A 25,602-nucleotide genomic window follows, 5' to 3' on the forward strand; every position below is an offset into this window, starting at 1 on the left:
CGCGCAATGCAGAGGGTGCTAAAGCTCGGTAATGTTACTGAAAATTAGTCAACATCATTTGAACCAAAATCGCCAAGTGTCTTCAGAGAAAACCTGAACCGCAGGGCATCTGTTGGACCGAGGCGACGATCAATAGACTCAGAACGTTCAAAGGCTAGCTCGAAGCGAGAGCAGTCATCTTCGTAGGCAAGGCCAAATGTGTGGCGGACATCGCGGTCATCAGTAATATCTCGTTGGCGACCATAAACAAACGAGTAACGCTCTGTGAGCTGAAACTCCCCGCGAATATCAATGCCTTCGTCCGCTTCATTAGAAGCGGAGATCTGTTCATCTACTTTAAAGTAGCGCACGGAGCCGTTGAGACGCCAGAAGCGTGTTGAGGCTTTTGCGTCAATGCGATTAAGATTCAGGTCCTTATCATCCAGACGAACCCGGGTTTCGAGCTTAAGGGGAGAACCAAAGTCAGCGCTTAACCCACCAACCCAGTCAGACACAGTGCCATCAAGATTGCTGCTTTCGTTGAGAAATGAGGAGCTTTCAGAGCGCCAGCGGCGTCCGCCCAAGGCACTGACACTAATGCCGTTCTTCCATCGCATGGTTGCGGATATGCCCGCTGAGGCCTTATTGCCATCATCGTATAGGTCAAATCCGCTATAGCCGTTGGAGTCGAATAACCGGGTTTCATCAAACTCAAACAGCAGGCTATCCTCAACCGGAATATCGGCGTCGTTCACGTCGCTTGTGCCAGCGGCAATCATGGCGGTTGGTTCAATCAGAATATCCACGGACTTTCCGGCCCGGAATAGCGGATAGGATAGGGTGAAACCGGCATTCGCTGCGGATCGCTCGACACGATCAACGCCAGTGGTTGTGTCGCCTAGATCATAGGTGTCGTAACGGACATCAACAAATGGTTCCAAGGCGAAGCCACCAGGCAGAATGCGTGTCGTACCCCAATCGGCACTTAAGGTTGCCCGTTGACTGTCAACGCCAGCTTCTCGAGTCAGGAAAGCAGCGGACCCAGCCACAGAGAGCAAGCCATTGTCACCAAAGTCAAATAATTGTTCTGCAAACAAAAGCGGCGCGACTTCAGGTAGGGTGTCGTCTTGATCACCCGCTCTTAGGCCTTCAAAGGCAAGCAGAGAGGCATCAGCATACCATGCCTGTCCCTGACCCTGGAGAAAAAGCTGATTGAGACCACGACGGGGTTGGCCCCGGTATAGGCCACGCTCGGCGCCTTCCCCGGAAATATCATAGCGGCGTGTATAGAGGTCATCACTCACCTGCTCGACGCCAAAGCCCCAAAGCCAGTTTTGGGTAATGTTGAACTGCCCTTCACCGAAAAGGTGGCCCCGCCATTTCTCATCCCCAAAACGTTCACCATCGGAATCAAACTCGGCTTCATTTGTGAAGCTGAAATCGAGATTAAGATCGCCGGACCAGAAGCGTTTGCGATATTCAAATGCCAGAAGCGGGTTCACGTTTGCGGTGACCATCGGGGCAATCGTCAGATCCGAGTATGGTGAGATCGCCCAATAATAAGGTTGCTGGTAGAAAGCGCCCAGTTTGGACGAGAGGCCGGGTGTTGGTGGCAGAAAGCCTGAGCGCCGACCTGATGTCGGATCGGGATGTGCGAAATAGGGCAGATACACAACGGGAATACCGCCAATCTCAATCACCGCGTCGCGGTATGACATCATCTGCTCTTCTTGGTCGAGAACTGCCCTTCGCGCTCTCAGCGCCCATGTTGGGCGCGTTTCACCTTCGCAAAGCTCACAAGCAGTATAAATGACTTTATCCAGAGCATTAAAACCACCGGGTTGGCGGATCGCTGTCTCAGAAGTTGCAATACCGCCTTCAGGCAAACGCGTCGAAAACCCTACCGCATAACCGTCTGAAAGATTGCTGTCTGTTTCGATCTCGTCGGCAAACCGCTCGGTGCCGTCCGGATCGAGAATGATAACATTGCCGCTCGCGCGAACCTTGTCTGTTGTTCGATTGTATTCGAGACGATCAGCCCGCATCACGCGGCCCTCATACTGAGCCTCAACATTGCCTTCAGCGATGACCGTATTGGTCGCCTCATCCACAAAAATATTGTCTGCGTTCAGCGTAACTTGTGGTGTGATCTCTGCTGCTGGTTCCGCTGTTTGCGCATAAGCAGCAGCAAGTGTTGATACCGATAGCGCGATAAGAGCTGTAAAGGGAATCCAGCGTGCCAAAAGGTTCTCCACTCTACTCTGACGAGTCCTGCCTCAGCTTTTTGCCTTAAGCAGATCATACAATCTCGTCCAGACGCAGGGCTGGCCCCTACATGCTTTTAATCACGATGCGTGTTCCGATTACACTGCTTTATGTGCCAAACCGCCCGGCAGCGTTACAGCCTCTCCTGAAAGCTCAAGCTCGCTCAGGATGATCGCGCAGCGGCGTGCGGAAAGGTTTGCGGCCATAGCAAGTTCGGTAATAGGCATTGGATATGGAGTAAGGGCCTGTAGTACGAGCGCATACTGGTCGTCCGGAATATCCGCGTCCTCGCTCTCAAAGTCAGGGGTAGGTGGCGCGGTCACGCGTCTCGCTGTGAATGCAGTAATCGCGTCCAGAACATCATCAGCGTTGCGCACCAAAATCGCGCCATCCTTCAACAAACGATTGGTCCCCGCGGCTCTGGGATCAAGCGGAGAGCCCGGAACCGCCATAACATCGCGGCCTTGCTCGCCAGCTGTACGTGCAGAAATCAGAGAACCTGAGCGCTCGGCTGCCTCAACCACGACAACACCCTGTGACAGGCCTGTTACGATCCGGTTGCGCCTTGGAAAATCTCGGGCCTGCGCTGTGTATCCAAAGGGACTTTCACTGATGATCAAACCGTTTGCGGCGATCTCTGCGTAAAGGCGCTCATGCTGTCGGGGGTAGATATGGTCGATGCCGCCGCCAAGGACGGCTATTGTACCGGTTTTCAGGGAAGCTGCATGGACCTCGCCATCAATGCCGCGAGCCAGGCCTGAAACGATAACCTGACCGGCGCGCCCTAAGTCTGCCGCCATCTCGCGCGCGATTTTTCGGCCAGCCGCTGACGCATCTCGCGCTCCGACAATCGCAAGGGCTGGTTTGCTCATCAGATTTACATCACCAAGTGTGATGAGGACTGGCGGGGGTGAATCCGACGCTGCCAATGGCTCTGAGTATTCCCGCTCGCATTGGCAAATGATGCTCGCGCCATAGTCTTGGATGGCTTCATACTCCCGTGAAACGTCTGCCATAGGAGGTGGTTTCGGTGGCCCGGACTTTCCACGTTTGCCAAGGCTGGGAAGAGCTTCAAGCGCCGCTTCGGCGGATCCAAAACGATTAAGGAGTTGGTAAAACGTGACCGGACCAACACGCGGGGTCCGGCAAAGCCGCAACCAGGCTAGTTTTTCAGGCTCGCTCAGTGTTTGTACGCGCCTCATTGTGAAGATGACCCAAATTTCGGCTCCTCACCGCGAAGCAGACGCCCTAAGTTCGCACGGTGGGTCCAGAACACCAGCACGGACAGAAAGCCCAGCATGGCGCATGCAAACCATGTCTCACCGAGCAAGAAGGCACCAACTGGCACCAGCGCAGCCGCGGTCAGAGCAGAAAGGGAGGAAATACGCGTAATCGCAAATAGCCCGAGCCATATCGGCGCGGCGACAATGAAGCCTTGCCATGATGCGAAGGCTAGAAGCCCAGCATACGTGGCAACGCCTTTACCGCCCTTAAAGGACAACCAAATCGGATAGCAATGCCCCAGAAAAGCCGCCGCGCCAGCGACCAGCCCGACATCCCGATCGCCGGAGAGAAGGCCAAAAAGTAAGGTGATGAGTCCAGCCTTAAAACTGTCGAGCAGGAGAGTTGCCAGCGCAAGATCCTTGCGCCCTGTGCGAAGGACATTGGTCGCGCCAATGTTCCCTGAACCGATTTGGCGTATATCACCCAGCCCCGCGAGGCGTGTAACAAGCAACCCAAACGGAATAGAACCAACAAAGTAACCCACAATTCCGGCAATGGCATACCAGGCGGTCAAAGGAAGTTCGATCATCATGGCCTGAACTTCTGGCTAATTGATCGCGCGCGTCAAGCAGGCTGTCACAATAAGCTGTTCAGAAGGGTATGGGTCATGCGGTTGCAAGACTCACTGCAGGCACGTTACTAGATGTCCATACGATAAGGCTGCACATATGTCCGATGGGTCAACACTGAGAAAAACAGCACCAAGAGGGCGCAATCGTGAGCGCATCTTGCGGGCGGCCTTGCAGATCATTTCCAAGCAAGGCGTTGATAAGGTTACGCACAGAGCTGTTGCTGAGCTTGCGCATGTTTCACCTGGAACGACGACCTACCATTTCGTGTCGCGTGAAGAGATGGTGCGCGAAGCTTTCGCGCTTTATGTCGGGGACTTCAATTCTGGTCTCGTCGCGGCTCTGACGCAAAAGCCAATCTCGACCAAGACGGACCTCATCCAGTTTCTGGTTCAGATGACGAATATAGACCAGTCTGGAGCAGACCTATCGGCAATTGAGCAGGAAATGGTTCTGTTCGCCGCGCGTGACGAAGGCACAAAGATGCAAGTTGCAAGCTGGTCGCGGGCTTTGGAAACTTGGCTATCGGACCCCCTAGAAGCCTTGGGGGCTCAGAAACCTTTGGAGGCCGCACGCTTGCTGGTGGCGGTATGCCGGGGAAGTGAGTTTGAGGTCATGGCGCGCCAACAGCCGCTCTCGACCGCGTCGCTTCAATCGCGGATTGAAACCGTTCTGAATGCGTTGTTGCCTTAAGTGCGTCGGTGGACTTCGCGACCACCAACAAAGGTGCGTGAGACTTGCCCGACCATCCGTCGACCATCGTATGGGGAGTTAACCGAACGGGAGAGAAGCTCCTCGCGTTTGCAATGCCAGGGCTTATTCGGATTGAACAGGATCAGATCAGCCGGTGCCCCTTTTCGAAGCGTACCTTGCTCAAGTCCAAGCAGTTGTCCGGGCGCGGAAGTCAATGGACGTAGCGCCTCCAGGAGGGAAAGCTGCTCATCCTGTACCAGCGCTAAAAGCGTTGAGAGCAGGGTCTCAAGCCCCGCGGCCCCAAAACTGGCCTCACCAAAGGGTAGGCGCTTATTCTCGGGTGGCTGTGGATCATGGGCTGAGGTTACGATATCGATCGTTCCATCAGCGACAGCTTCAATGAGCGCCAACCGATCTGTCTCGCTACGGAATGGCGGGTTGACCTTACAATAGGTGAGATAGTCACCCACATCGATCTCATTGAAGAACAGGCTATAGGCCGCGATGGTCACAGTGATCTTCACGCCAGACGCTTTCGCTCGCTTTATCACGTCTACGCTCTGGGCGGTTGAGATATTGTCGACCAGAAGGTGACACCCGGTGGCTTCCGCCAGAGCGATGTCGCGTTGCAGGCCAATCAGTTCTGCCTCAGCGGTGATCCCTTTAAGACCTTTCTGAGCGGCGAGAGCGCCCGCATTCATGACGCCGTGCCCTGAAAGCTGCGCCTCATCGGGACGGGAAGACACAATCATGTCGCGCCCAGCGGCATAGGTCATGGCGCGCTTCAGAACTCCGGCATTCGTGATCGGGCTATCGCCATTGGTGAAAAAGACAGCGCCTGCGTTGGCCATCAGGCCCAGTTCCGACATCGCCTTGCCTTGCAGACCAGTAGACAAAGCTCCAGCGGGATAGACCCGGTTCAGCGCTGTTTTCTCGCCTTGATTGGAGATGAACTGGACAAGCGCCATGTCATCGATGACCGGGCTGGTATCGGGCATGACAACCATACTCGTAATACCGCCTGCAACCGCTGCCCGGGACGCTGTTGCCAGGGTCTCGCGATGCTCTTCCCCGGGCTCACCCGTCTTGACGCGCAAGTCGATCAGGCCTGGAGCAAGGCAGGCGCCCTGCGCATCAAGGACACGCTCCGCAGCGCTGCCGGGTTTTAGCAAATGCTCGCCAAGATCGAAGATTTGATCTCCGTCGATCAGCAGGCCGCCCATAATGTCCATATCAGTTGCCGGATCAATCAAACGGGCATTGGCGATATGCAAACTCATGACGCGTCCCTCGTCAGTAGATCGAGTACAGCCTCGCGGACGGCAACACCCATTTCGACCTGCTCAGTGATCACCGAACGGGGACCATCTGCGATCGAGCTTTCAATTTCGATCCCGCGATTCATCGGGCCGGGATGCATGACAATGGCATCGGGCGCGGCTTTAGCAAGGCGTTGCTTGGTAAGGCCGTAGAAATGGTAATATTCCCGCCGGGAGGGCAGGTGACCGCCATCCATGCGCTCATTCTGCAAGCGCAGCATCATTACCACATCAGCGCCTTCAATAGCGCTGTCGAAATCCGTTGTGGCATGATTAGCGCCCCAGGTTTCCGCCTTTGAAGGCAGAAGGGTCTTAGGGGCACACAGCGTGACTTCTGCGCCCATGAGATGAAGGCAAAGCGTTGTGGAGCGGGCCACGCGCGAGTGAACAATGTCGCCACAGATCGTGACTTTCAGGCCCTCAACCTTGCCCTTGTTTCGGCGAATGGTGAGTGTATCCAACAGGCCTTGTGTCGGATGCTGGTGCATCCCGTCACCGGCATTGATAACCGCACACTCAACTTTGCGACTTAGCAGTTTCACCCCGCCTGAGGCTGAGTGACGGATGACAATCACGTCAGGCTTCATCGCATTCAGTGTCATCGCTGTATCGATCAGGGTTTCACCCTTTTTGACCGAAGATTGCGCGACCGGCATGGAAACGACATCAGCGCCGAGACGACGGGCAGCAATTTCGAAGCTCGACATCGTGCGGGTCGAGTTTTCGAAGAAGAGATTGATTACCGTTTTCCCCGCCATAATCGGCTCGGGTCGCTGGCTGGCGCGCGTGGCCTCAGCATACTGCTCGGCGAGGTCTAAAATGTGATCGATGTCGAGACGGTTAAGGTCCTCGATGCTGAGCAAATGGTCGTGCTCAAACCTGTACGTGTAGCCCATTGCGGCCATGGCTTACTCCGGATTTTCGGCGGTTTAGGCCCGTTTGAGCGTCACGGCAAGACAGGCTGGGCAGAGCGGATCAATTCGGATAAAGCGCCGCGATGACTTTGAAACTCGCAATATTTGATATGGATGGCACTTTGGTCGATAGCCGGGAGGTTATCCAGACCGCAATGGTTCGCGCTTTTGAAGCCTGCGGCCTCGCCCCACCATCCTATGATGATACGCGCCAGATTGTCGGCTTGGGCCTGAGTGAGGCCTGCCAGCGCCTGGCCCCTGACTATCATGACCTTCCGCAACTCGTCTCTGAATATAAAAGCGCCTTTGTGGCGCGGCGCTCAGACCCCGATTTTCGCGAACCGCTTTATGAGGGCGCGATTGAAACGCTTGAGCATCTTGCCAATGACAATTGGCTAATTGCGATGGCGACCGGAAAGTCTCATGCCGGCATCAAAGCTGTGTTTGGGATGCACCCTCTGGCGCAGTACTTTGATACGATCTGGTGTGCCGATGATGGTCCGGGGAAGCCACACCCTTTCATGTGTCTCGAAGCCATGAAAGCGCTGGGCGCAGAGGCTGATCAGTCTCTGATCATCGGCGATGCGACCTTTGATATGCAAATGGGCCGCGCGGCGGGTATCCGCTCGATCGGCGTGTCTTGGGGCTTCGGAAAAGCGACAGAGCTCAGCGATGCTGGCGCACACGAAGTGCATGATGACTTCAGGACCCTGAACACCTCGCTGGACACTTTCGCAGAGGAACTTGCCTGATGGATAAAGTCGATCGTCCGAAGCGGTTTTACAAAGCCGCACATGCTGTGCCTCTGAATGAGGGATGGACCGTCCATCTTGATGAGCGCGCGCTCAAGACGCCTGCAAAAGTGGCGCTATCGCTTCCTACACAGGCCTTGGCGGAAGCCATTGCACAGGAATGGGATGCCCAAGGCGAAGAATTGGACCTTCACAGCATGACATTGACCCGTCTGGCCAATGTCGCCATTGACCGCACGCCGGAAACACGTGCCGAGATGGTTTCAGAGGTCACACGCTATGGCGAAACCGACGTGACCTGTTACCTCACCGATGCACCAGAAGCGCTACGGAAGCGGCAGGATATGGCTTGGCGGCCATGGCGCGACTGGGCCGGGCAGGAGCTAGGCATCATGCTTGTGCCTGTCATTGGCTTGATGGCCTCACCACAACCGCAGGCAAGTTTGGATCGTATTGCTGAGATTGCTGCTGAGATGGATGATTATGCTCTGACGGGTCTGGCTTGGGGATGCAGCCTGTTTGGGTCAATCGTTCTGGCGCTTGCGGTTAGCCGGACTGCTCTGTCTGGTGAAGACGCCCTGAGCGCCAGCTGTGTGGACGAAGACTGGCAGATTGAGCAGTGGGGTGAGGATGACGAAGCAAAGTCTGTCCGCGCGCGTCGTCTGAAAGATGCCAAGGCGATTGAAGTCTGGTTCAAAGCGCTTGCCAGTTGAGACATCTTCGCTCTGGGCAGAGCGCACTCGACGTTCTAACTTGCCCTTCAGAGGAGATTCCGCATGACCAGTTCTGTCCTAGATGAGCGTCGCCGCAAATTGAAATTCCGGGCATGGCGGCGCGGCTTCCGCGAGATGGACTTGCTTATGGGCTCATTCGCTGATGAGCATCTGGCGACCCTCTCCGAGGATGATGTCTCAGAGTTTGAGCGCCTACTCGGCACACCGGATTGGGAAGTGTTTGCCTGGCTTGTCGGCCAAAAGCCTGTGCCGCCAAATTTTGAAAGCCCACTGCTGACCCGGATCATGGAGTTCCGCTACGAAGCTCATGCGGGATAAGCGCAGCCACAAGACCTATCGTTTTTTGCGAACTGCGTTAGATAGCGCTCTCTTCTGATTATTCTTGCCTCCCTGAAGGACGCTTTCGCATGAGCAGTGTTGATCTTCTATCGCGTTTATCAACGCCTGCCGCCGTCTATGGCGCGCCTTTTGGTGTGGATATTCTGGGCTTGATCGAAGCGCTTGAGAAGCGCGGATCTGCGGCGCTTTACATTGCCCGGGATGACAAGGTTGCTGCAGCCGCCTTGAAGCTCGCGCAATTCTATCGGCCAAGCCTGGAGTTGGTTCGCCTGCCGGGATGGGATGTCCTGCCTTATGACCGGGTTAGTCCATCGCCCGCAGTCGCGGCTGCGCGTTGTGCCGCGCTCGCACAATTGGCTCAACGCGCAGCGAATGCCGAGCCCTGTCTGGTCGTCACAACCGCTGGCTCTCTTGTGCAGCGTGTTCCGCCAATGGAGACGATGCGCGCGTCTTCTCTATCGGTGCATACAGGCGGACGGATCAGTCAGGAGCAGCTTACCAGCTATCTTTCCGTCAATGGTTATGTTCGTACCTCGACCGTTTCGGAAAAGGGCGAGTACTCTATCCGTGGTGGCAAAGTTGACATATATCCGCCAACCGGGATTGAGCCTGTGCGGCTCGACCTGTTTGGTGATGAAGTTGAAACCATCAAGGCCTTTGATCCGGAAACGCAGCTATCGACACGAACGCTTACCCGTGTTGCGCTCGCGCCCGTTTCGGAAATCCTGTTCAATGAAGAGACGCTGGCTCTGTTTCGGGAACGGTATCTGACCGAACTTGGCGCGCCAGCAGGCGATCCGATGTATGAAGCGGCGCGCGCTGAAATCCGTCGAGGCGGTGTTGAAGGCTGGCTCCCACTCTTTCACAGCCGCATGGACACGCTGTTCGATTATATTGGCCCGGACGCGCTGATCGGTATGGGAGCCCTTTCAGCAGAGGCGGCCAGCGAACGCCTGGCACAGGCCAAGGACTATTATGAAGCCCGGTTGGAAGCGGCGGGCGAGACCCGCCAGGCAAAGGTCCTGTCGCCAGAGCATCTCTATCTGAGCGATCGTGAGCTTGAGGCCGGATTGCTCTCGCGCGGCGTGGCGCGCTTCAACAAGTCTACCGGGGAGGGTGGTGTAGACTTAAACGGCTTGGCCGGACGAGACTTTGCCCCTGAACGGGCGCAGCCCGACCTGAATATTTTTGAAGCCGCCGCATCCCATGCCAAGGCAAAGGTCAATGACGCCAAACGAGTTATCTTTGCCGCCTGGACGGATGGCTCGGCCACGCGTCTTGAAGGCGTTTTGGAAGACCACGGTTTGCCAGATGTGGAGCGCGTCTATTCGCTTGAAGCATCCGCTGGCAAAGATGTTGTCATCGCTGAGCTGCCGCTCGAAAGCGGGTTTGAGACAGATGATCTCGTGGTCATCGCCGAGCCGGATATTCTCGGCGATCGTCTGGCGGCACCTCGCAAGAAGCGCAAAGCGGCGAATTTCATTGCAGAGGCAGGCAGCCTCAATCCGGGGGATCTGGTCGTCCATATCGATCATGGCGTCGGCCAATATGTGGGGCTGAAGACATTGGAACTGGCGGGCGCCGCGCATGATTGCCTACAGTTGGAATACGCCAAGGGCGATAAGGTCTTCCTGCCGGTTGAAAATATTGACCTGATCAGTCGTTATGGTTCTGAGGATGCCGAGAGCGCGATTGACCATCTTGGCGGGGTTGGCTGGCAAACCCGCAAAGCCAAAGCCAAGAAGAAAATCCTCGAAATGGCGGCTGAGCTTATGGCGATTGCTGCCGCGCGCGAGATGAAGCGCGCCGACAGCGTGATCTCTGGTGATGGCCTCTATGAAGAGTTTGCCGCGCGGTTCCCTTATGAGGAGACCGATGATCAGCTCAACGCGATTGAAGATGTCCTCGGCGATCTTGCCAGCGGCAAACCCATGGATCGCCTGATATGCGGTGATGTTGGCTTTGGTAAGACGGAAGTGGCCCTGCGCGCGGCCTTTGTCGCGGCGATGCAAGGGATGCAGGTCGCTGTGATCGCCCCAACCACACTGCTTGCGCGTCAGCATTACAATACATTTGCTGAACGTTTCGCGGGTTGGCCTCTTGAGGTTAAGCCGCTCTCACGTTTCGTATCCGCCAAAGACATGACCGCTACGAAAGAAGGCATGGCAAAGGGCACAGTTGATGTCGTCGTCGGTACACACGCATTGCTTGCCAAGAATGTCGAGTTCAAACGGCTTGGCTTGCTGATCGTTGATGAAGAGCAGCGCTTTGGTGTGAAGCATAAGGAGCGCCTGAAAGAGCTTAAAGCCGATGTGCATGTTCTGACCCTGTCAGCAACGCCGATCCCGCGGACCCTACAAATGGCGCTGACGGGTATTCGCGATCTCTCGATCATTGCAACGCCGCCCGTCGACCGCTTGGCGGTTCGGACCTATGTCACTGAATTCGATACGGTCACGATCCGCGAAGCGCTCCTGCGAGAAAAATATCGCGGTGGTCAGAGCTATTATGTCGCCCCGCGTATTTCCGATCTCGATTATCTGGAAAACTTCCTGAAAGAGAATGTGCCCGAAGTCAGCTTCTGTGTTGCGCATGGTCAGATGCCGGCTGGCGAACTCGAAGACCTCATGACCGCTTTCTATGAGGGCGAGTATGACGTTCTCCTCTCAACCACGATTGTTGAAAGCGGCCTCGATATTCCACGTGCGAATACACTGGTGATCCATAAGGCGGATCGCTTCGGCCTTGCACAGCTCTATCAGCTGCGGGGACGAGTTGGCCGATCCAAGTTGCGGGCCTATGCTTATCTGACGACACCCGCTGACCGGGTGATTTCGCCAGCTGCGGAGCGGCGTCTGCGTGTGCTGCAATCGCTCGACAGTCTTGGCGCGGGCTTCCAGCTCGCCAGTCATGATCTCGATATGCGCGGGGGCGGAAATCTGCTCGGCGACCAGCAGTCCGGGCATGTCCGTGAGGTTGGGGTGGAGCTTTACCAGTCCATGCTGGAGGATGCTGTCAAAGCCCTGCAAAGTGGCGCCAATGAAGCGACTGAAGTTGCTGATGACTGGTCACCTGCAATCAATCTCGGACTCTCCGTGCTTATCCCTGAAGGCTATGTTGAAGACCTCGGTGTCCGCTTAGGGCTTTATCGCCGCCTTTCCGAACTGACCTCAGAACAGGAGCGCGAGGCTTTCGCTGCTGAGTTGATCGACCGCTTCGGCCCTCTGCCGGATGAGACCAAACAGCTTCTGGATGTCACTGAAGTCAAAGTGCGTTGCAAGGCGCTTGGGATTGCGAAACTTGATGCGGGCCCGAAAGGGATCGTCCTCAGTTTCCGTGATGACACAGCGGTTGACCCAATGCAGCTGATGACACTTGTGCGCTCTCGTCCGGGTAAAATGAAACTGCGCCCGGACAGCAAGCTTGTCATCATGGGGGTTCCCGCTGAATCCAGAGCGAGAGTGCAAGCCGTAAAAGGGCTGCTTAAAGAGCTTGAGGGTGTTGCAGCGGTCCCGGCTTAAGCGCGTCGGCGCAGGGATGGCCCAGACTTGATGGTCAGGGCGCTGATCAGAGAGTCTGCGGTGTGAAAACGGCGCTTCTCCAGCACGCGGGTCGTCGTTACGTGTTCAATTCTGTCTTGCAAGCGTCGGGCAAAGGCGACCGCGCCCCGGTAAGGTGTATCCGTCAGGCTGACGAGAATATGTCTTGCAGATAGGCGCGCAGCCATATCTGTTTCCCTTAGAAACGGCTTGATCTGTGCAGCGCTAATGAGGGGTGCGCGGAGATGATCCTCAAGTTCAATCGCAACGATACTTAAGGGAGCAGCGGTTTCGTTCGCCACTCTGATTTGCCGGGCAAGGTGCGTTTCGAAAAAATGTCGAGAGTAAAGCCCAGTTGCCTTGTCAAAGGCTTCATTGCTTATCCCATGTCTGGGTTGTGGAACCTGAGGCTGGGTATCAATCTCTGTCAGCAACTCACTAAGCTCTGCTTCATTCAAAACGGAGGCAACAACAACTTTGTCAGCCTCGGCATAGACGGCTTCGTTTGGCTCATTGGCCGAAATGGAAATGAGCTGAAGGGCAGGGCGGTAAGGCAGGCTCGCAAGATAGGCTGCAGTGAAAGGTTCAATCTGCCGACTATCAACGATCAGCGCTGTACAAGACGATTCCAAAAGGGCGTCTTCGAGGTTGCGCTTGGTCAGGAATGACTTGAAGTCAAAGCCATGTATCTGGCAGGCATGCCTAAGCGCAATCTGTTCAGGGCCATGACCCCCAACATAAAAAATGGATTTCTGCTCATCTGGAAGAGCGGATAGTGCAGCTTGATCCAGAAAGCCGGAAAAGGTTTCATTGCGTAGCGTGAGCTCTTTTTGGCGACTGATCTGTCGTTGCTTCAGGGCAAGTTGCGGGAGAAGCGTGTCCAGGGCTGTGACTTCGGGAATATAAATATCAACCTCAACAGAGGTTCCACGTGGGGTGCCGAGACCAATCAGGATGCGCTCGCCGCCAGCACGATTGCGCGTGACAAGCTTTGTCATCTGCTCAGGCGTAATGACATACCCGTCGATCAACAAAGGAACTGGCAGAGATGGATCAGGCTCGGCGGTTGCTCGAATAGGACGCAGACCATTCTGTTTGAGCCGTGTCATCAACATTTCAAGCCGAGGACTGTCTGAGACAACCTCAACGGTTGGGGCGTCAAAATGCAAGGCCTGATTGCTCATAGGTTGTAAGGTCCAAAGCGACGTTGGGTCAGGCCTTTTCTTTGCGCCTTTGAGTCTTAAGGTCTGGTTATAATCTGAAGGCAAACAAGCCTGAATATAAAGGTCAAGGGAGTTGAAAATGGCGCGAGGTCCATTGTCTGGTGTAAAGATTGTTGAGTTTGCTGGCATCGGGCCGGGGCCATTTTGCGGCATGCTTCTGAGCGATCTTGGGGCGGATGTCGTTCGGATTGATCGGGCCGGAAAAAGTCGGCCCGGCATGCCTGCGGATGTGATGAGTCGGGGGCGTCGCTCCATTGCCCTCAACCTCAAAGATGAGGGCGATCGAGAAACGGCGCTGAAGCTTTTAGAGAAAGCTGACGGTCTGATCGAAGGCTTCCGTCCGGGCGTTATGGAGCGCAACGGATTGGGCCCTGATACGGTTTTGGCGCGCAATCCGAAGCTGGTTTATGGCCGCATGACCGGATGGGGGCAGCATGGAGCGCTAAGCCACTCCGCAGGTCATGATCTCAACTATATTGCGATCACTGGCGCGCTTCATGCCATGGGGGATAAAGATGGACGTCCACGACCGCCCCTGAATCTGATCGGCGACTATGGCGGTGGCGCACTTTATCTCGCGATGGGACTTCTGGCAGGTATCCTGAACGTCAAAAATGGCGGCGAAGGGCAGGTGATTGATTGCGCGATGTCAGATGGCGCTGCCTCGCTGGCAACCATGTTCTATGGCATGCGCGCAATGGGCATGTGGACCGACGAGCGTGAGGCAAATCTGCTCGATGGCGGCGCCCATTTCTATGACACTTATGAATGCGCCGACGCAAAGTGGGTCTCTATTGGGTCCATTGAGCCTCAATTCTATGCCCTCCTGATCGAGAAAGCCGGGCTGGCAGACCCGGCATTCCAAAATCAAATGGACCGCGCCCAATGGCCAGACCTGAAACAGAAACTGATGGTGGTCATCAAAACCAAGACGCGTGATGAATGGTGTGAGATTATGGAGGGCACGGACATCTGTTTCGCGCCTGTCCTCTCCATGAGCGAGGCACCGAACTACAAGCATAATGTTGATCGGGAAACTTTTGTGGAAATCGACGGTGTTGTGCAGCCAGCGCCCGCCCCACGGTTTACTAAAACGCCAGGCGCGATACAGGGGAAACCTGCTGGCATTGGCGAGCATCAGGATGAGATTCTTAAAGACTGGGACATTTCGTAAGATATGGGATCATTACCAGGGACAACCGGGCGGCGCCGTCTTTATTTGATGCGTCATGGCTTTGTTGATTACACATCGCCAGAAGTTCGCGCGGCCCGTGATCCCTCTATTGCCTATCTGACCGAGCAGGGCAGGGAAGAGGCAAAAGCAGCGGGTGTAGCGCTCTCAGATGTACCGCTGGATATTGCCTTTCACACTGGGCTTCGGCGCACGCAAGAAACTGCTGAGATTGTGCTGTCGCAGCATGATCTCGTCGCACCGGATCTTGAGTTTGAGCCCCGGTTTCAGGAATTGCAATCTGGTCAGTATATCGACTTCAAATCGGCTGAGCAGCTTGCGGCCACAATGACCTTCCAGTTTGAACGCGCGGGCGAACCGGGCGCAACGTTTCTGGAAGGGGGCGAGAAGTTCTCCGATGCGATGGAACGCATTGAAGATGGTTTGAAAGGTTTGCTCTCTCGTCCCGGCTGGGCAACAGCGTTGTTGGTTGCTCATGAAGTGGTCAACCGCATGATCCTCTCCTGGTCGATTGGCGCACCGCTTGGTTCAAGCGCGGCCTTTGAGCAGGATACCGGGTGTATCAATATTCTGGACTTTGATCTTGTGCCGGATGAGCAAGGCAATACGCGAATCGAGCGTGTTTTGATCAAGGCGGTAAACCTGACGCCCGGAAATTATCTGAAGAATGGCATGAACCTGAGGTCTTTAGAAGCGATTTTCACGCGCGCGGCTGAATAGGCATTCAGAAACCCGCACTTACGCCACATCAACATGAACGAAGGCTTCAGATTGTCCTCCGTCAGTGTTCATGTTGGTTAATCTATAACTGTCTTTGTCGGAGGAGAGCGCAGACTTTCTGGGCGACCCTCTGACGTCCTTCTTGCTTGACCTTGGCCGCCTTTCGGGGCGGTCTTTTTTTGTAACAGGGCTTCAGCTTCAGCCATTGCAGCGTTCAGGTTGGTTTCAAGGGCAAGTCGAAGCGTTTCCTTATCCTGACCTTCTGAAGGAATAATCGGGTCTCCGAAAACAATTGCGCCGCGCGTGAACGGAAATGGGATACGAAAGCGGTCCCATGTCGACAGTCGTTTTGTGGGTGAGGAGATAATCGCATAAGGCAGAATAGGGGCGCCTGTTCGCTGCGCCATGATTATCGGGCCTGCCTGGGCGACCTCGGCTGGTCCTCTTGGCCCATCAGGTGTGACACAGATCGCGCCGCCCTCTTTGAGAATGCGTAACGCTTCGGCCAAAGCGCGCATGCCGCCTTTGTCCTTTTTCTTCTTCTTGTGGGCTGACGAGCCGCGCACGGATTCAAGCCCCATATGGCTGATGGCTTTGGCGACAGGCTCCCCATCGCGGGACAGAGAAATCAGCATCGCGCTACGGGCCTTCTGCTTTGGCCATTTACGAATGATTCTGTTCCAACCGGAAGGAAGCAAAAGAATCGTCGAGTGCCAGGCCGTAACGATTAGGCTGGGATGGGTTAGCCACACATCCAGAGCGCGCTCTTTCCCAGCGACGCGCCAGCGAATAGTGCGATTGCATAGGGCCATATACCCCCAGATCACCCACCCAAGCAGAGTAGTGACCAACGCACTCCGTAGAAAACCCTTCATACGGGTCTCCTTAACGTCGAATTGGGTTTACGGAAATGCCTAAAGACATCGAGTGCCTCTCACTAAACGCAGGCAGGACAGGCGAAAGTTATACGATCTTGGCTAGGAGTTCGTGGGCTCAGGCCATTTATCTGCGAGCTCGGCATACTGTCCGCCATGGTAAACGAGAGGCCGTGCGTTTTGGTTGTGAACCAGGCGTTGGACTTCACCAAGATAGATTACGTGATCACCTGCGGCATGCCGATCATAGATTGAGCACTCGAGGCGCGCTGCACAGCCCTCTAGTAAGGGAACGTCTCCGATCCCTTTGGTTACCGGGAGTGACGCAAACTTGTCTGCTCCTGATCGTGCGAAGCGTTGAGATAATTCAATCTGGTTTTCACCAAGAATATGAACTGCAAAATGGTCTGCTTGTGCGAAAGCGGGCAAACTTTTTGAGCGTGTTCCAATAGACCACAGGACCAAAGGTGGATCCAAAGAGACTGAATTGAAGGAGTTAGCGGTCAACCCAACCGATTCTCCATCAATGCCCTTTGTTGTGATCACTGTAACGCCCGTTACGAATAAACCGAGCGCATCACGGAGCACACGTTGGTCAAAGCTCATAGTATCGTCCTCATCACCCTTATGTGGCTCACTCGCAGCAGGTATCCAGTGGTGTTCGCATGTGCTTTAATCAGCTGATACGTTATGAGTAAGAGCGAATGCTGAGATTTGAGACAATAGCCATGCTTGTGTGGTGAAGATTCGCGCTGGCTTAGGGAAACAATACGCCGCTTACAGTCACCATTAAAAATAGTTCCATGCGATTACGAGACCCTGTTATGCCAATATGAATAGCCCGGGGCTGTGCAATTACTTTCCAACTGAGAGGCTGTTCTCATAAAGTGATCATGAACAAGTGATAATAGAAATATTTTCTAAGAATATAACAGTTTTTTGAAATCACAGCAGCTCTGCTAAAAATATGAACAGCTATTCATTGTGAACAGATGTTCAGCAAAGTGGGCTCTCAAAAATTATTTTTTCGACATGGGGTTGTGACACAACTGTGAAGGCGTATATGAGCGCCATGTTTCGGGCAGCAAGACCCGATTAGCAGTGAAGGACATCTTTTTTACAGTGGTCAGGGAATGACCTGCTCACTCACAAGATGCGGAGATTTATATGAAAGACTGGTGCAACACCGAAGGCGCTAAGCGCCTACAAGAAAAAATTGCTCAATACTGGGCAGAGCGTGGCTATGATGTAGAGGTCGATCTGGTTGATGCCGGATTTGTCCCAGCCATGCGCAGCGCCCGTACAGATGTACGCAGCAACATGGTTAACGGCATGCCACGTCGCAAGCTCGTTAATGCAAACGAAGTACGCAGCGAGTATCGTCCTGACTAAAGGGCGATACGGTTGATTGCAGCTTCCATTTCGGACCAGTGATCAACCAATTCCAAATGCGGTAGTGGCGCTCCCGATAAAGCGCCATAACCAAACGACACCATGATAAAGGGCAGCTTTGCATCGCAGGCTGCCCTTTCGTCTGTGTGGCTGTCGCCTATCATGATGGCCTGCTTTGAATTGCCCGAAGCAAGTTCGACGGTTTCGGTAATATGAGCACCATCAGGCTTCTTGGACTGGGCGCGGTCCCCACCTAGGATGCTGTCAAACTGATCTGCAATACCCATTTCTGACAGGACTTGCTCGGCGAGATGCTGGGCTTTGTTGGTGCATATGGCCAGCTTGGCGCCACTTGCTTTGAGGCGATGTAGCGTGTCCAGCGCACCCTCATAAAGGTGACTGTGGCGCGTGATATTTGCCTCATAATGCTTCAAGAACATTGGCCAAAGCTTTGTATCTATATGATTTTCATCTGGCTCTATACCATTATGGGTCAAACCCTTGCGGATGAGAGCTTTCGCGCCATCGCCGATCATCATCCGGATATCAGCCAAGTCCACTGTGCGAAGATTTTCGCTCTCAAGCACGAAATTCAATGCAGCATGCAGATCAGGCGCGGTTTCGACCAGCGTACCATCGAGATCAATGACAATTGTCCATCCGCTCAAATCCTTTGCCATACAGATGCCTTTCTTTTGGCTCGCTTCGACTCAGAGTTTGGTTTAGGGCAGGGCAAACGAAACGGCGAGGGGTTTTCCCATGGCAGCGAGAGCGGCAATCATTCTGGCAGCGGGGCAAGGGACGCGCATGAAATCTGCCTTGCCCAAAGTGCTGCACTCTGTAGGTGGCCGGCCCATGGTGGACTGGTCGGTTGATCTCGCCCGCCGTGTTGGATGTGAGCGTATTATTGTTGTGTGTAGCCCGGCTGGTATTGCTGTGCAGGATCATGTGCGGTCTGTCCTCGGTGAGGATGCGATCGCCATTCAGGATCCGCCACAGGGCACAGGGCACGCTGTCGGGTGCGCCAAGGAGGCTCTGGGGCCATTCCAGGGAGACATTGTGGTGCTCTATGGGGACACGCCTCTGATTCCAGCTGTTGCAGTTGAGGCGCTGTTTGATGAGTTAGCGAATGGCGCGAGCGTCGGTGTTCTGGGCTTTGATGCTGCCGAACCGGGATCATATGGCCGTTTGATCACAAACCATGCCGGTGATCTTGAGGCGATTGTTGAGGCCAAGGAAGCGAGCGAAGAGCAACTTGCGGTCACGTTCTGCAATTCCGGCGTCATGGCCGCGCGGGCAGAGAACCTGTTCTCGCTATTGTCCAAAGTCACCAATGATAATGCCAAGGGTGAGTATTATTTGACTGATATTGTCGGTCTCGCCCGCGAAGATGGTGGCCTTTGCCGCGCGGTTCATTGCTCAGAGACGGATGTATTGGGGGTAAACTCTCGCGTTGAGCTGGCCCAGGCTGAAACAGCTTTTCAGACCCGTCGCCGTGAAGAGCTTCTGATTGAGGGGGTCACGATGACGAACCCTGAAACCGTCTTCTTCTCTTATGATACGATGATTGAGAATGATGTCATCATTGAGCCAAACGTGGTGTTTGGGCCGGGCGTCTACGTTCGTAGCGGTGCACGCATTCGGGCTTTCTCACATCTTGAGGGGGCGCAAATTTCAAACGGCTGCGAAATCGGCCCTTATGCCCGGCTTCGTCCCGGTGCCGTTTTGGAAGAGGGGGCGAAGATTGGCAACTTCGTTGAGGTCAAGAAAACCCGTATCGGTAAGGGCGCGAAGGCTAATCACCTTGCCTACCTCGGCGATGGGGATGTCGGCGCTGGTGCCAATATCGGGGCAGGAACGATCTTCTGTAACTATGACGGCTTCCTGAAATACCAGACCCGCGTTGGCAAAAACGCGTTTGTTGGCTCCAACAGCTCGCTGGTTGCGCCAGTCTCGATTGGGGATGGCGCGATAATCGGCTCAGGCTCTGTTATTACAAAAGATGTTGAACCCGATGCCCTGTCCGTGGCACGAGGACGGCAGATGCAAAAATCCGGGTGGGCAACCAGCTTCCGGGACAAGATGGCTGAGATCAAAGCCGCAAAGAAAAAGGGCTAAGACCACCCGATGTCGATTGAACTTGAAAAAGAGAATTCTGCGCACGCCGCAATTGAATATGTCGAAGACGGGATGACCATCGGCCTTGGGACAGGCTCCACAGCAAAATACTTCGTCGAACTGCTCGCTGAGGAAGTTGCTGAGGGTTTGGTCGTGCGCGGCGTGCCCACCAGTGAGCAAACACGGCGCCTGGCCGAGTCTCTTGGTGTGCCGCTGGTTGATGTAGAACAGGTGGACCGCATTCACCTGACTGTCGATGGCGCAGACGAGGTTGATCAGCATGCCAACCTGATCAAAGGCGGCGGGGCGGCGCTCCTGCGAGAGAAAATCATTGCCAATGCGAGTGACCTGATGGTCGTGATCGCCGACAGTAGCAAATATGTTGAGGCGCTTGGCAAATTCCCACTGCCGGTTGAGGTCACGCCCTTCGGTTACACGATCACCGCGAAAAAGGTCTATGACGCTTTGTGCAAGGCTAGCGTTTTGAAGCCCATGATCAAGGTCCGCACGGGCCCGGGTCACAAGCCAATCGTTACCGATGGCGGCAACTTCATTCTCGATTGCCAGTGCGGTACGATCCCCGACCCGGCAAAGGCCGCAGCAATGCTGGCCAATGTGCCCGGTGTTGTCGAACACGGATTGTTTATTGGTATGGCCCGCACTGTGATCATAGGTGCGGAAGACGGCGCGACCGTATTTGAATACTAGACCGATCTGCCCCACATGGGCGCAGCACTACAAGACGACTGACAAGACTGGACCCCGCAATGGCTGAGCATTCCTATGATTATGATCTGTTTGTAATTGGAGGGGGCTCCGGCGGTGTTCGCGCGGCCCGTATTGCGGCGGGGCATGGGGCCAAAGTTGCGCTGGCGGAAGAGTATCGCATGGGCGGAACCTGCGTCATCCGCGGCTGTGTGCCGAAGAAGTTCATGGTCTATGCCAGTGACTATGGCCGTAAGCTCAGTGAAGCCCAGAAGTATGGCTGGGATGTCAAAGTTGGTGGCTTTGATTTCGCGGGGTTCATGGCGAACATGCACGCAGAGGTCGATCGCCTGTCCGGGCTCTATATGAGTGGTCAGGTCAATGCCGGTGTCACCGTTTTTGAAGAGCGTGCCGAGTTTGTCGACGCGCACACTTTGAAGCTCGTTAAAAGCGGTAAGACGATTACCGCAGATAAAATCCTCATCGCCGTTGGCGGCACACCATGGCGCCCGGACGAGGATGAACTGCCCGGCGTAGAGCATACGATTACGTCAGATGGCGTCTTCCATTTGACGGAATTACCCAAGCATATTGTGATTGCGGGCGGCGGGTACATTGCCTGTGAGTTCGCGCATGTGTTTGCCGGGCTCGGTGTCGAGACATGCCTCGTCTATCGCGGTGAAACCGTATTGCGCGGCTTTGATATGGATGTCCGCACGCAAGTTCATGAAGGCCTGAAAGAGGCGGGCGTCCGCGTCATCACACAGACAGTCTTCGAGAAGATTGAGAAGACAGATAATGCCGAACAACCGCTTCACCTGACCCTGACGAACGGTATGGAACTTGATGCCAGCGTCATCATGATGGCTGTCGGTCGTCGTCCGCATACAAAGGGGCTGGGTCTTGAAAAGGCTGGGATCGATTTCGCTGAGAATGGCCGAATTAGTGTTGATGACTACTCGCGGACAAATGTCGAAAACGTATTCGCGGTTGGCGATGTTACGCAACGTGCCGAACTGACCCCGGTTGCGATCCGCGAAGGTCATGCCTTTGCCGATACAGAATTTGGGGGTCAGGACCGCAAGTTTAACCATGATCTGATCGCAACTGCAGTGTTTACGCAGCCTGAGGTTGGCACGGTTGGCTTGACTGAGGCTGAGGCGCGCCAAGAATATGGCAATGCGATTGATGTCTACAAAACGCGCTTCCGCCCAATGAAGAACATGCTGAACGGCAAGTCAGAGAAAGTCTTCATGAAGGTGATCGTGCGTCAGTCAGATGATGTTGTCATCGGCGCACATATTGTTTCACCTGACGCTGGTGAGATGATCCAGATGCTCGGGATCGCAGTCAAAATGGGCGCAACCAAAGCCCAGTTTGACGAGACTTGCGCAGTCCACCCAACGATTGCCGAAGAGATCGTCACCCTTCGCACGAAATGGGTGCCGCAGGTAAAAGGCTAGACCGAGAAACTTGTCCCGCAGCCGCATCCTGCCGTTGCGTTCGGATTATTGATCTTGAACGCAGCGCCGATCAGCTCGGTTGAAAAGTCAATTTCTGAGCCATCCATGAATTCCAGGCTCATTTCATCGACGAGGACCGCCACACCGTTGCGTTCGACGATCAGGTCATCGGGATTGGCGGTGTCATCCAGATCGAATTTATATGAGAATCCAGAGCAGCCGCCGCCCTCTACGCTAACGCGGAGGTAGGACTTATCCGGTTGTTTAGCCAGAATCGCCTTAATGCGATTGGCAGCCGATTCAGAAAGAGTGACATTGCTCATGGCCACAAAGATAGTAGCACCCGCCATCCCTGAAAAGAGGGCGGTGTTTGCAACAGACTGGAAAACATCGCGCGGGCGGTTCGTCTCCGAGCCGGAATCGGCCACCCGTACGCCGTTTCAGCGTGACCGCGACCGGATTATTCATGCCTCTGCTTTTCGTCGTTTGAAGCAGAAAACGCAGGTTTTTGTCGCCCATGAAGGCGATCATTATCGCACACGTCTGACGCACTCCTTGGAAGTTGCGCAGATTGCCCGTTCCGTGGCGCGGACCTTGGGTCTGGACGAGGACCTCGCTGAAGGCATGGCGCTCGCGCATGACCTCGGCCATCCGCCCTTTGGTCATGCTGGTGAGGACCAGCTGGATGAGTGTATGGCCGAGTATGAAGGCTTTGATCATAACGCACAGACGCTGCGCGTAGTGACCAAGCTGGAGGACCGCTACCCGACCTTTGATGGCCTCAATCTGACCTGGGAAATGCTTGAAGGGATTTGCAAGCATAATGGGCCACTGGTCACAGCGGATAACTCGATTGAAGACCTACCAGCCGCGTTTCGAGACTTCACGCATCTGGCGGAACTGGAACTTCATCAGTTTGCTGGCCCTGAGGCACAAGTTGCGGCGCTGGCCGACGACATTGCCTACAATAATCATGATATCGATGACGGTATTGGCGCTGGGCTCTTTACGGTTGAGGACATGTTAGAGCTACCCTTGGTTGGGGACATTTTCCGCTCGGTTCGAAATGACTATCCGGTGCTCGATACAAAGCGCACCGTATTTGAAGCCGTTCGGCGATTGATTGGCCATTGGATTGATGACCTGACAGCAGAGACGCAGCGACGCGTAGACAAGTATAACCCGCAAAGCGCTGCCGATGTGCGGGCGATGCCTGTGCCTCTAGTGGCCTTTTCCGAAGAACTTGAGCGCGACCAACGCGCCCTTCGAGCTTTTCTCTACGAACGCATGTACAAGCACTACAAGGTCAATCGCATGCGTAGTCAGGCCAAGCGCATTCTAAGCGAATTGTTTGCGCTGTTCATGGCTGAGCCGGAGACTTTACCTGATCTCTGGCGGCGTGATGCCGAGCAGGCAACAGCCGTTCGCCGAGCACGTTTGGTCTGTGACTATCTGGCCGGGATGACGGACAACTATGCCATCGATTTGCACCGGCGCCTTTTCAGCATGGAAAGCATGCTTTGAGCGCAGGATATTCAATTATCGTTAACGAAACGGGGCGTAATGTTAACGAAATGATCTTGTACGGGGTTGATGATGTCGAGACAGAGTGACAGCGCAGATTACGATTACGGGCCTTACGAGGACGAGTATCGTGGCTTTGATCGTGCTGGTGACGAGAATGGTCGTGGGCCTGTTATTCTGTTTCTGGCGCTCGGCGTATTGATCATCTTTGCTGGGGTTGTCTGGAACACTTACCGTCAGGGTGTACGCCCGGCAGGATCAGCTATTCCGGTCGTCGATGCCTCTGAACAGCCCTATAAGCGGGTGGCTGAGGCTTCACCGGATACTGATAACGTCCGGGACACAGACAAGGCTTATTACGATCTGCTTGAAGGTAAAACAGATGAGGCCACTGTCGAGCGTGCTGCGATCAAGAGCCGCGCGCCCCTTCGCCGTGATAGTGAGACGCTTGCGGGCGCACCAGACGTTGAGATTCCAGCGCCTCCAGCAGTTGAGCAGGTAACTGAACGCACGCAGAGAGCCGACATTGCAGAAGGTCTTGATCCCCGCGCGGAAGATACAGACACCTCTGAGGTGCAGACAGCGTCATTGAATTCAGGGCCAATGCGCTTGACCCGTCCAGCAGATACGCCCGCTACACCGGCGCCGCTTGAGCCTGCGCCAGTCGCGCCAGCCACGGTATCCCGGTTTGCAAGCCAAGGGGCGTTCCAAATCCAGTTGGCGGCTCTTCGCAGCGAAACAGCGGCCCAGGACGCCTGGAATCGCGTCCAACAACGCCATGCACGTTTATTCGATGGCGCTGTCCTGAACATCCAGCGCGCTGATCTTGAGGCGCGTGGCGTTTTCTACCGCCTGCGTGTTGGGTCTTTTGAAACCCGCGAGACCGCAAGTGCCTTTTGTTCAGACTACAAGGCTGCTGGGGGTGACTGTATCGTCGTGGCGGCGAGCCGATAATGCCAATCGGGGCCTGCATACTCAGTGTATCCGGGCCAGCTTTGCTCGCGAGCGAGCAGGCTTTTCTGAAAGAGGCAAACCCGTGGGGTGTTATCCTCATGGGACGGTCCTGTCAGTCAGTAGGGCAGATTCAATCCCTTATTGCGGACATTCACAATGCAACGGGCCGAAAGACTCTGATTTTTATCGATCAGGAAGGCGGACGCGTTGCGCGGCTGCGCCCACCCGTATGGCCGAAATTCCCGGCTGCTGCGCTATATGGCAATCTCTATAAACATGATGCCGAGCGCGGTATTGCTGCGTGTCGTCTGGGTTATCAGCTTCTGGGGTCAGAGCTGATGCATCTTGGCATTCGTGCCGATTGTGCTCCGGTCTGTGATCTCGGACAGCCCGTTACGCATGATTCGATTGGTGATCGGGCATTTGGTGATCGTGTCGACATGGTTGTGGATCTGGCGGGTGCAGCGCTTGATGGGCTACGGCGTGCTGGCATTGCTGGCTGCATCAAGCATATGCCGGGGCAGGGCAGAGCCTCTGTCGATAGCCATCACGACCTGCCAAGCATTGATGCAAGCCTGTCCGAGCTTGAACAGGATTTCAGCGTTTTTGCTGGGGTTAAGGATGCATCCCTGATGGGGATGACAGGGCATGTTTGTCTCGAAGCCATCGCCCCACGCGAAGCAGCAACCGTTTCGAAAACGGTTATTTCTGACGTCATACGCGGGCGAATCGGGTTTGATGGTCTTCTGATGACGGATGATCTTGGCATGCAGGCCCTTGGCGGCACTTTGGCATCACGGGGTGAGCGGGCCTTGGCTGCGGGATGCGATGTGTTGCTACATTGCTCTGGCTTCCTGAAAGAGCCTGATGCGATCCTGCAAGAGATGACCGAAGTTGCAGAGGCTGCTGGCGCACTCTCAGGGCGTTCGCTTGCGCGGGCTGAGGCCGTGGATGCGGGGACCCCGGAGCCTGTCTCTTATGACCGTGAAGCGGCATGGGCAGAGTTCGATCGCCTTCTAGAACCTGTTGCTGAGGCAGGGGCCTGATCA

At 55.0% G+C, this 25,602-nt stretch carries 24 protein-coding genes; 14 read left to right on the forward strand and 10 right to left on the reverse strand.

From position 1 onward, the window contains the following. Positions 1–44 precede the first annotated feature (44 nt). From RYZ27_RS06405 to plsY, 3 genes are all read right to left on the reverse strand, one after another. Positions 45–2,222, reverse strand: coding sequence for an LPS-assembly protein LptD (locus tag RYZ27_RS06405; RefSeq protein ID WP_406681551.1), 2,178 nt, complete (start codon positions 2,220–2,222; stop codon positions 45–47). A 120-nt stretch (positions 2,223–2,342) separates the two neighbouring features. Further along, positions 2,343–3,446, reverse strand: coding sequence for a DNA-processing protein DprA (dprA, locus tag RYZ27_RS06410; RefSeq protein ID WP_406681552.1), 1,104 nt, complete (start codon positions 3,444–3,446; stop codon positions 2,343–2,345). After that, a complete protein-coding gene (gene plsY, locus RYZ27_RS06415; protein ID WP_406681767.1) occupies positions 3,443–4,057 on the reverse strand; it encodes a glycerol-3-phosphate 1-O-acyltransferase PlsY in 615 nt (204 codons plus the stop codon). The genes dprA and plsY overlap by 4 nt, the downstream gene beginning before the upstream one ends. A 139-nt stretch (positions 4,058–4,196) precedes the next feature. On the opposite strand from plsY, the gene RYZ27_RS06420 reads away from it, so the two are divergent. After that, positions 4,197–4,790 carry a TetR/AcrR family transcriptional regulator gene (locus RYZ27_RS06420; protein WP_406681553.1) on the forward strand — a complete coding sequence of 198 codons (594 nt, stop codon included), beginning with the start codon at positions 4,197–4,199 and terminating at the stop codon, positions 4,788–4,790. Here the strand turns inward: RYZ27_RS06420 and pyrC are convergent. Together pyrC and RYZ27_RS06430 are read right to left on the reverse strand one after the other, a co-directional pair. Then, complete coding sequence (pyrC, locus tag RYZ27_RS06425; RefSeq protein WP_406681554.1) at positions 4,787–6,070, reverse strand: dihydroorotase; 1,284 nt, start codon at positions 6,068–6,070, stop codon at positions 4,787–4,789. The two genes, RYZ27_RS06420 and pyrC, sit on opposite strands and share 4 nt — an antisense overlap. After that, the gene (locus tag RYZ27_RS06430; protein WP_406681555.1) at positions 6,067–7,014 is read right to left on the reverse strand and encodes an aspartate carbamoyltransferase catalytic subunit; all 948 of its coding nucleotides are present in this window, start codon (positions 7,012–7,014) and stop codon (positions 6,067–6,069) included. Before RYZ27_RS06430 ends, pyrC begins: the two co-directional genes overlap by 4 nt. Positions 7,015–7,106: 92 nt before the next feature. Between RYZ27_RS06430 and RYZ27_RS06435 the strand changes: the two genes are divergently transcribed. The 4 genes from RYZ27_RS06435 (at position 7,107) to mfd (ending at position 12,369) form a co-directional block, all read left to right on the forward strand. Beyond that, entirely contained in the window at positions 7,107–7,775 is a 669-nt protein-coding gene (locus RYZ27_RS06435) for an HAD-IA family hydrolase (protein WP_406681556.1), read from the forward strand. Continuing rightward, entirely contained in the window at positions 7,775–8,488 is a 714-nt protein-coding gene (locus tag RYZ27_RS06440) for an ATP12 family chaperone protein (RefSeq protein ID WP_406681557.1), read from the forward strand. The genes RYZ27_RS06435 and RYZ27_RS06440 overlap by 1 nt, the downstream gene beginning before the upstream one ends. Positions 8,489–8,551: 63 nt before the next feature. Further along, positions 8,552–8,827, forward strand: coding sequence for a succinate dehydrogenase assembly factor 2 (locus tag RYZ27_RS06445; protein ID WP_406681558.1), 276 nt, complete (start codon positions 8,552–8,554; stop codon positions 8,825–8,827). Between the two features lie 89 nt (positions 8,828–8,916). Beyond that, positions 8,917–12,369, forward strand: a complete 3,453-nt coding sequence (gene mfd / locus RYZ27_RS06450) for a transcription-repair coupling factor (RefSeq protein ID WP_406681559.1) — start codon at positions 8,917–8,919, stop codon at positions 12,367–12,369. On the opposite strand, the gene RYZ27_RS06455 is transcribed toward mfd, so the two are convergent. Then, a complete protein-coding gene (locus RYZ27_RS06455) occupies positions 12,366–13,571 on the reverse strand; it encodes a hypothetical protein (protein WP_406681560.1) in 1,206 nt (401 codons plus the stop codon). The two genes, mfd and RYZ27_RS06455, sit on opposite strands and share 4 nt — an antisense overlap. 118 nt (positions 13,572–13,689) lie before the next feature. On the opposite strand from RYZ27_RS06455, the gene RYZ27_RS06460 reads away from it, so the two are divergent. Both RYZ27_RS06460 and RYZ27_RS06465 read left to right on the forward strand, forming a co-directional pair. Next, positions 13,690–14,784, forward strand: a complete 1,095-nt coding sequence (locus RYZ27_RS06460) for a CaiB/BaiF CoA transferase family protein (RefSeq protein WP_406681562.1) — start codon at positions 13,690–13,692, stop codon at positions 14,782–14,784. Between the two features lie 3 nt (positions 14,785–14,787). Further along, positions 14,788–15,522 (forward strand): histidine phosphatase family protein, encoded by a 735-nt coding sequence (locus RYZ27_RS06465; protein WP_406681563.1) that lies wholly within the window; start codon positions 14,788–14,790, stop codon positions 15,520–15,522. A 77-nt stretch (positions 15,523–15,599) separates the two neighbouring features. Here the strand turns inward: RYZ27_RS06465 and RYZ27_RS06470 are convergent, their stop codons facing one another. Together RYZ27_RS06470 and RYZ27_RS06475 are read right to left on the reverse strand one after the other, a co-directional pair. Beyond that, positions 15,600–16,397 carry a lysophospholipid acyltransferase family protein gene (locus tag RYZ27_RS06470; RefSeq protein ID WP_406681564.1) on the reverse strand — a complete coding sequence of 266 codons (798 nt, stop codon included), beginning with the start codon at positions 16,395–16,397 and terminating at the stop codon, positions 15,600–15,602. A 102-nt stretch (positions 16,398–16,499) separates the two neighbouring features. Beyond that, positions 16,500–17,003 (reverse strand): flavin reductase family protein, encoded by a 504-nt coding sequence (locus RYZ27_RS06475; RefSeq protein ID WP_406681565.1) that lies wholly within the window; start codon positions 17,001–17,003, stop codon positions 16,500–16,502. Between the two features lie 561 nt (positions 17,004–17,564). Between RYZ27_RS06475 and RYZ27_RS06480 the strand changes: the two genes are divergently transcribed. Beyond that, entirely contained in the window at positions 17,565–17,789 is a 225-nt protein-coding gene (locus RYZ27_RS06480) for a hypothetical protein (protein ID WP_406681566.1), read from the forward strand. Here the strand turns inward: RYZ27_RS06480 and RYZ27_RS06485 are convergent. After that, entirely contained in the window at positions 17,786–18,469 is a 684-nt protein-coding gene (locus tag RYZ27_RS06485) for an HAD hydrolase-like protein (RefSeq protein WP_406681567.1), read from the reverse strand. The genes RYZ27_RS06480 and RYZ27_RS06485 overlap by 4 nt on opposite strands. A 79-nt stretch (positions 18,470–18,548) precedes the next feature. Here RYZ27_RS06485 and glmU point away from each other — a divergent pair, with 79 nt between their 5' ends. From glmU to gor, 3 genes are read left to right on the forward strand one after another with little or no spacing between them, the layout of a single operon-like run. Next, complete coding sequence (gene glmU / locus RYZ27_RS06490; RefSeq protein WP_406681569.1) at positions 18,549–19,907, forward strand: bifunctional UDP-N-acetylglucosamine diphosphorylase/glucosamine-1-phosphate N-acetyltransferase GlmU; 1,359 nt, start codon at positions 18,549–18,551, stop codon at positions 19,905–19,907. 9 nt (positions 19,908–19,916) lie between these two features. Further along, positions 19,917–20,615: a ribose-5-phosphate isomerase RpiA gene (gene rpiA / locus RYZ27_RS06495; protein ID WP_406681570.1), complete on the forward strand. Its 699-nt coding sequence runs from the start codon at positions 19,917–19,919 to the stop codon at positions 20,613–20,615. 59 nt (positions 20,616–20,674) lie between these two features. Then, positions 20,675–22,075 (forward strand): glutathione-disulfide reductase, encoded by a 1,401-nt coding sequence (gene gor, locus RYZ27_RS06500; RefSeq protein WP_406681571.1) that lies wholly within the window; start codon positions 20,675–20,677, stop codon positions 22,073–22,075. On the opposite strand, the gene erpA is transcribed toward gor, so the two are convergent. Continuing rightward, positions 22,072–22,404 (reverse strand): iron-sulfur cluster insertion protein ErpA, encoded by a 333-nt coding sequence (gene erpA, locus RYZ27_RS06505; RefSeq protein ID WP_406681768.1) that lies wholly within the window; start codon positions 22,402–22,404, stop codon positions 22,072–22,074. The genes gor and erpA overlap by 4 nt on opposite strands. On the opposite strand from erpA, the gene RYZ27_RS06510 reads away from it, so the two are divergent. From RYZ27_RS06510 to RYZ27_RS06520, 3 genes are all read left to right on the forward strand, one after another. Then, a complete protein-coding gene (locus RYZ27_RS06510) occupies positions 22,397–23,599 on the forward strand; it encodes a deoxyguanosinetriphosphate triphosphohydrolase (protein WP_406681572.1) in 1,203 nt (400 codons plus the stop codon). The two genes, erpA and RYZ27_RS06510, sit on opposite strands and share 8 nt — an antisense overlap. Before the next feature lie 72 nt (positions 23,600–23,671). Then, a complete protein-coding gene (locus tag RYZ27_RS06515; protein WP_406681573.1) occupies positions 23,672–24,553 on the forward strand; it encodes an SPOR domain-containing protein in 882 nt (293 codons plus the stop codon). After that, positions 24,553–25,599, forward strand: coding sequence for a glycoside hydrolase family 3 N-terminal domain-containing protein (locus RYZ27_RS06520; protein WP_406681574.1), 1,047 nt, complete (start codon positions 24,553–24,555; stop codon positions 25,597–25,599). Before RYZ27_RS06515 ends, RYZ27_RS06520 begins: the two co-directional genes overlap by 1 nt. Positions 25,600–25,602: the final 3 nt, after the last annotated feature.

The sequence above is a fragment of the Hyphomonas sp. FCG-A18 genome (assembly GCF_045287255.1).
Classification (GTDB): domain Bacteria; phylum Pseudomonadota; class Alphaproteobacteria; order Caulobacterales; family Hyphomonadaceae; genus Henriciella.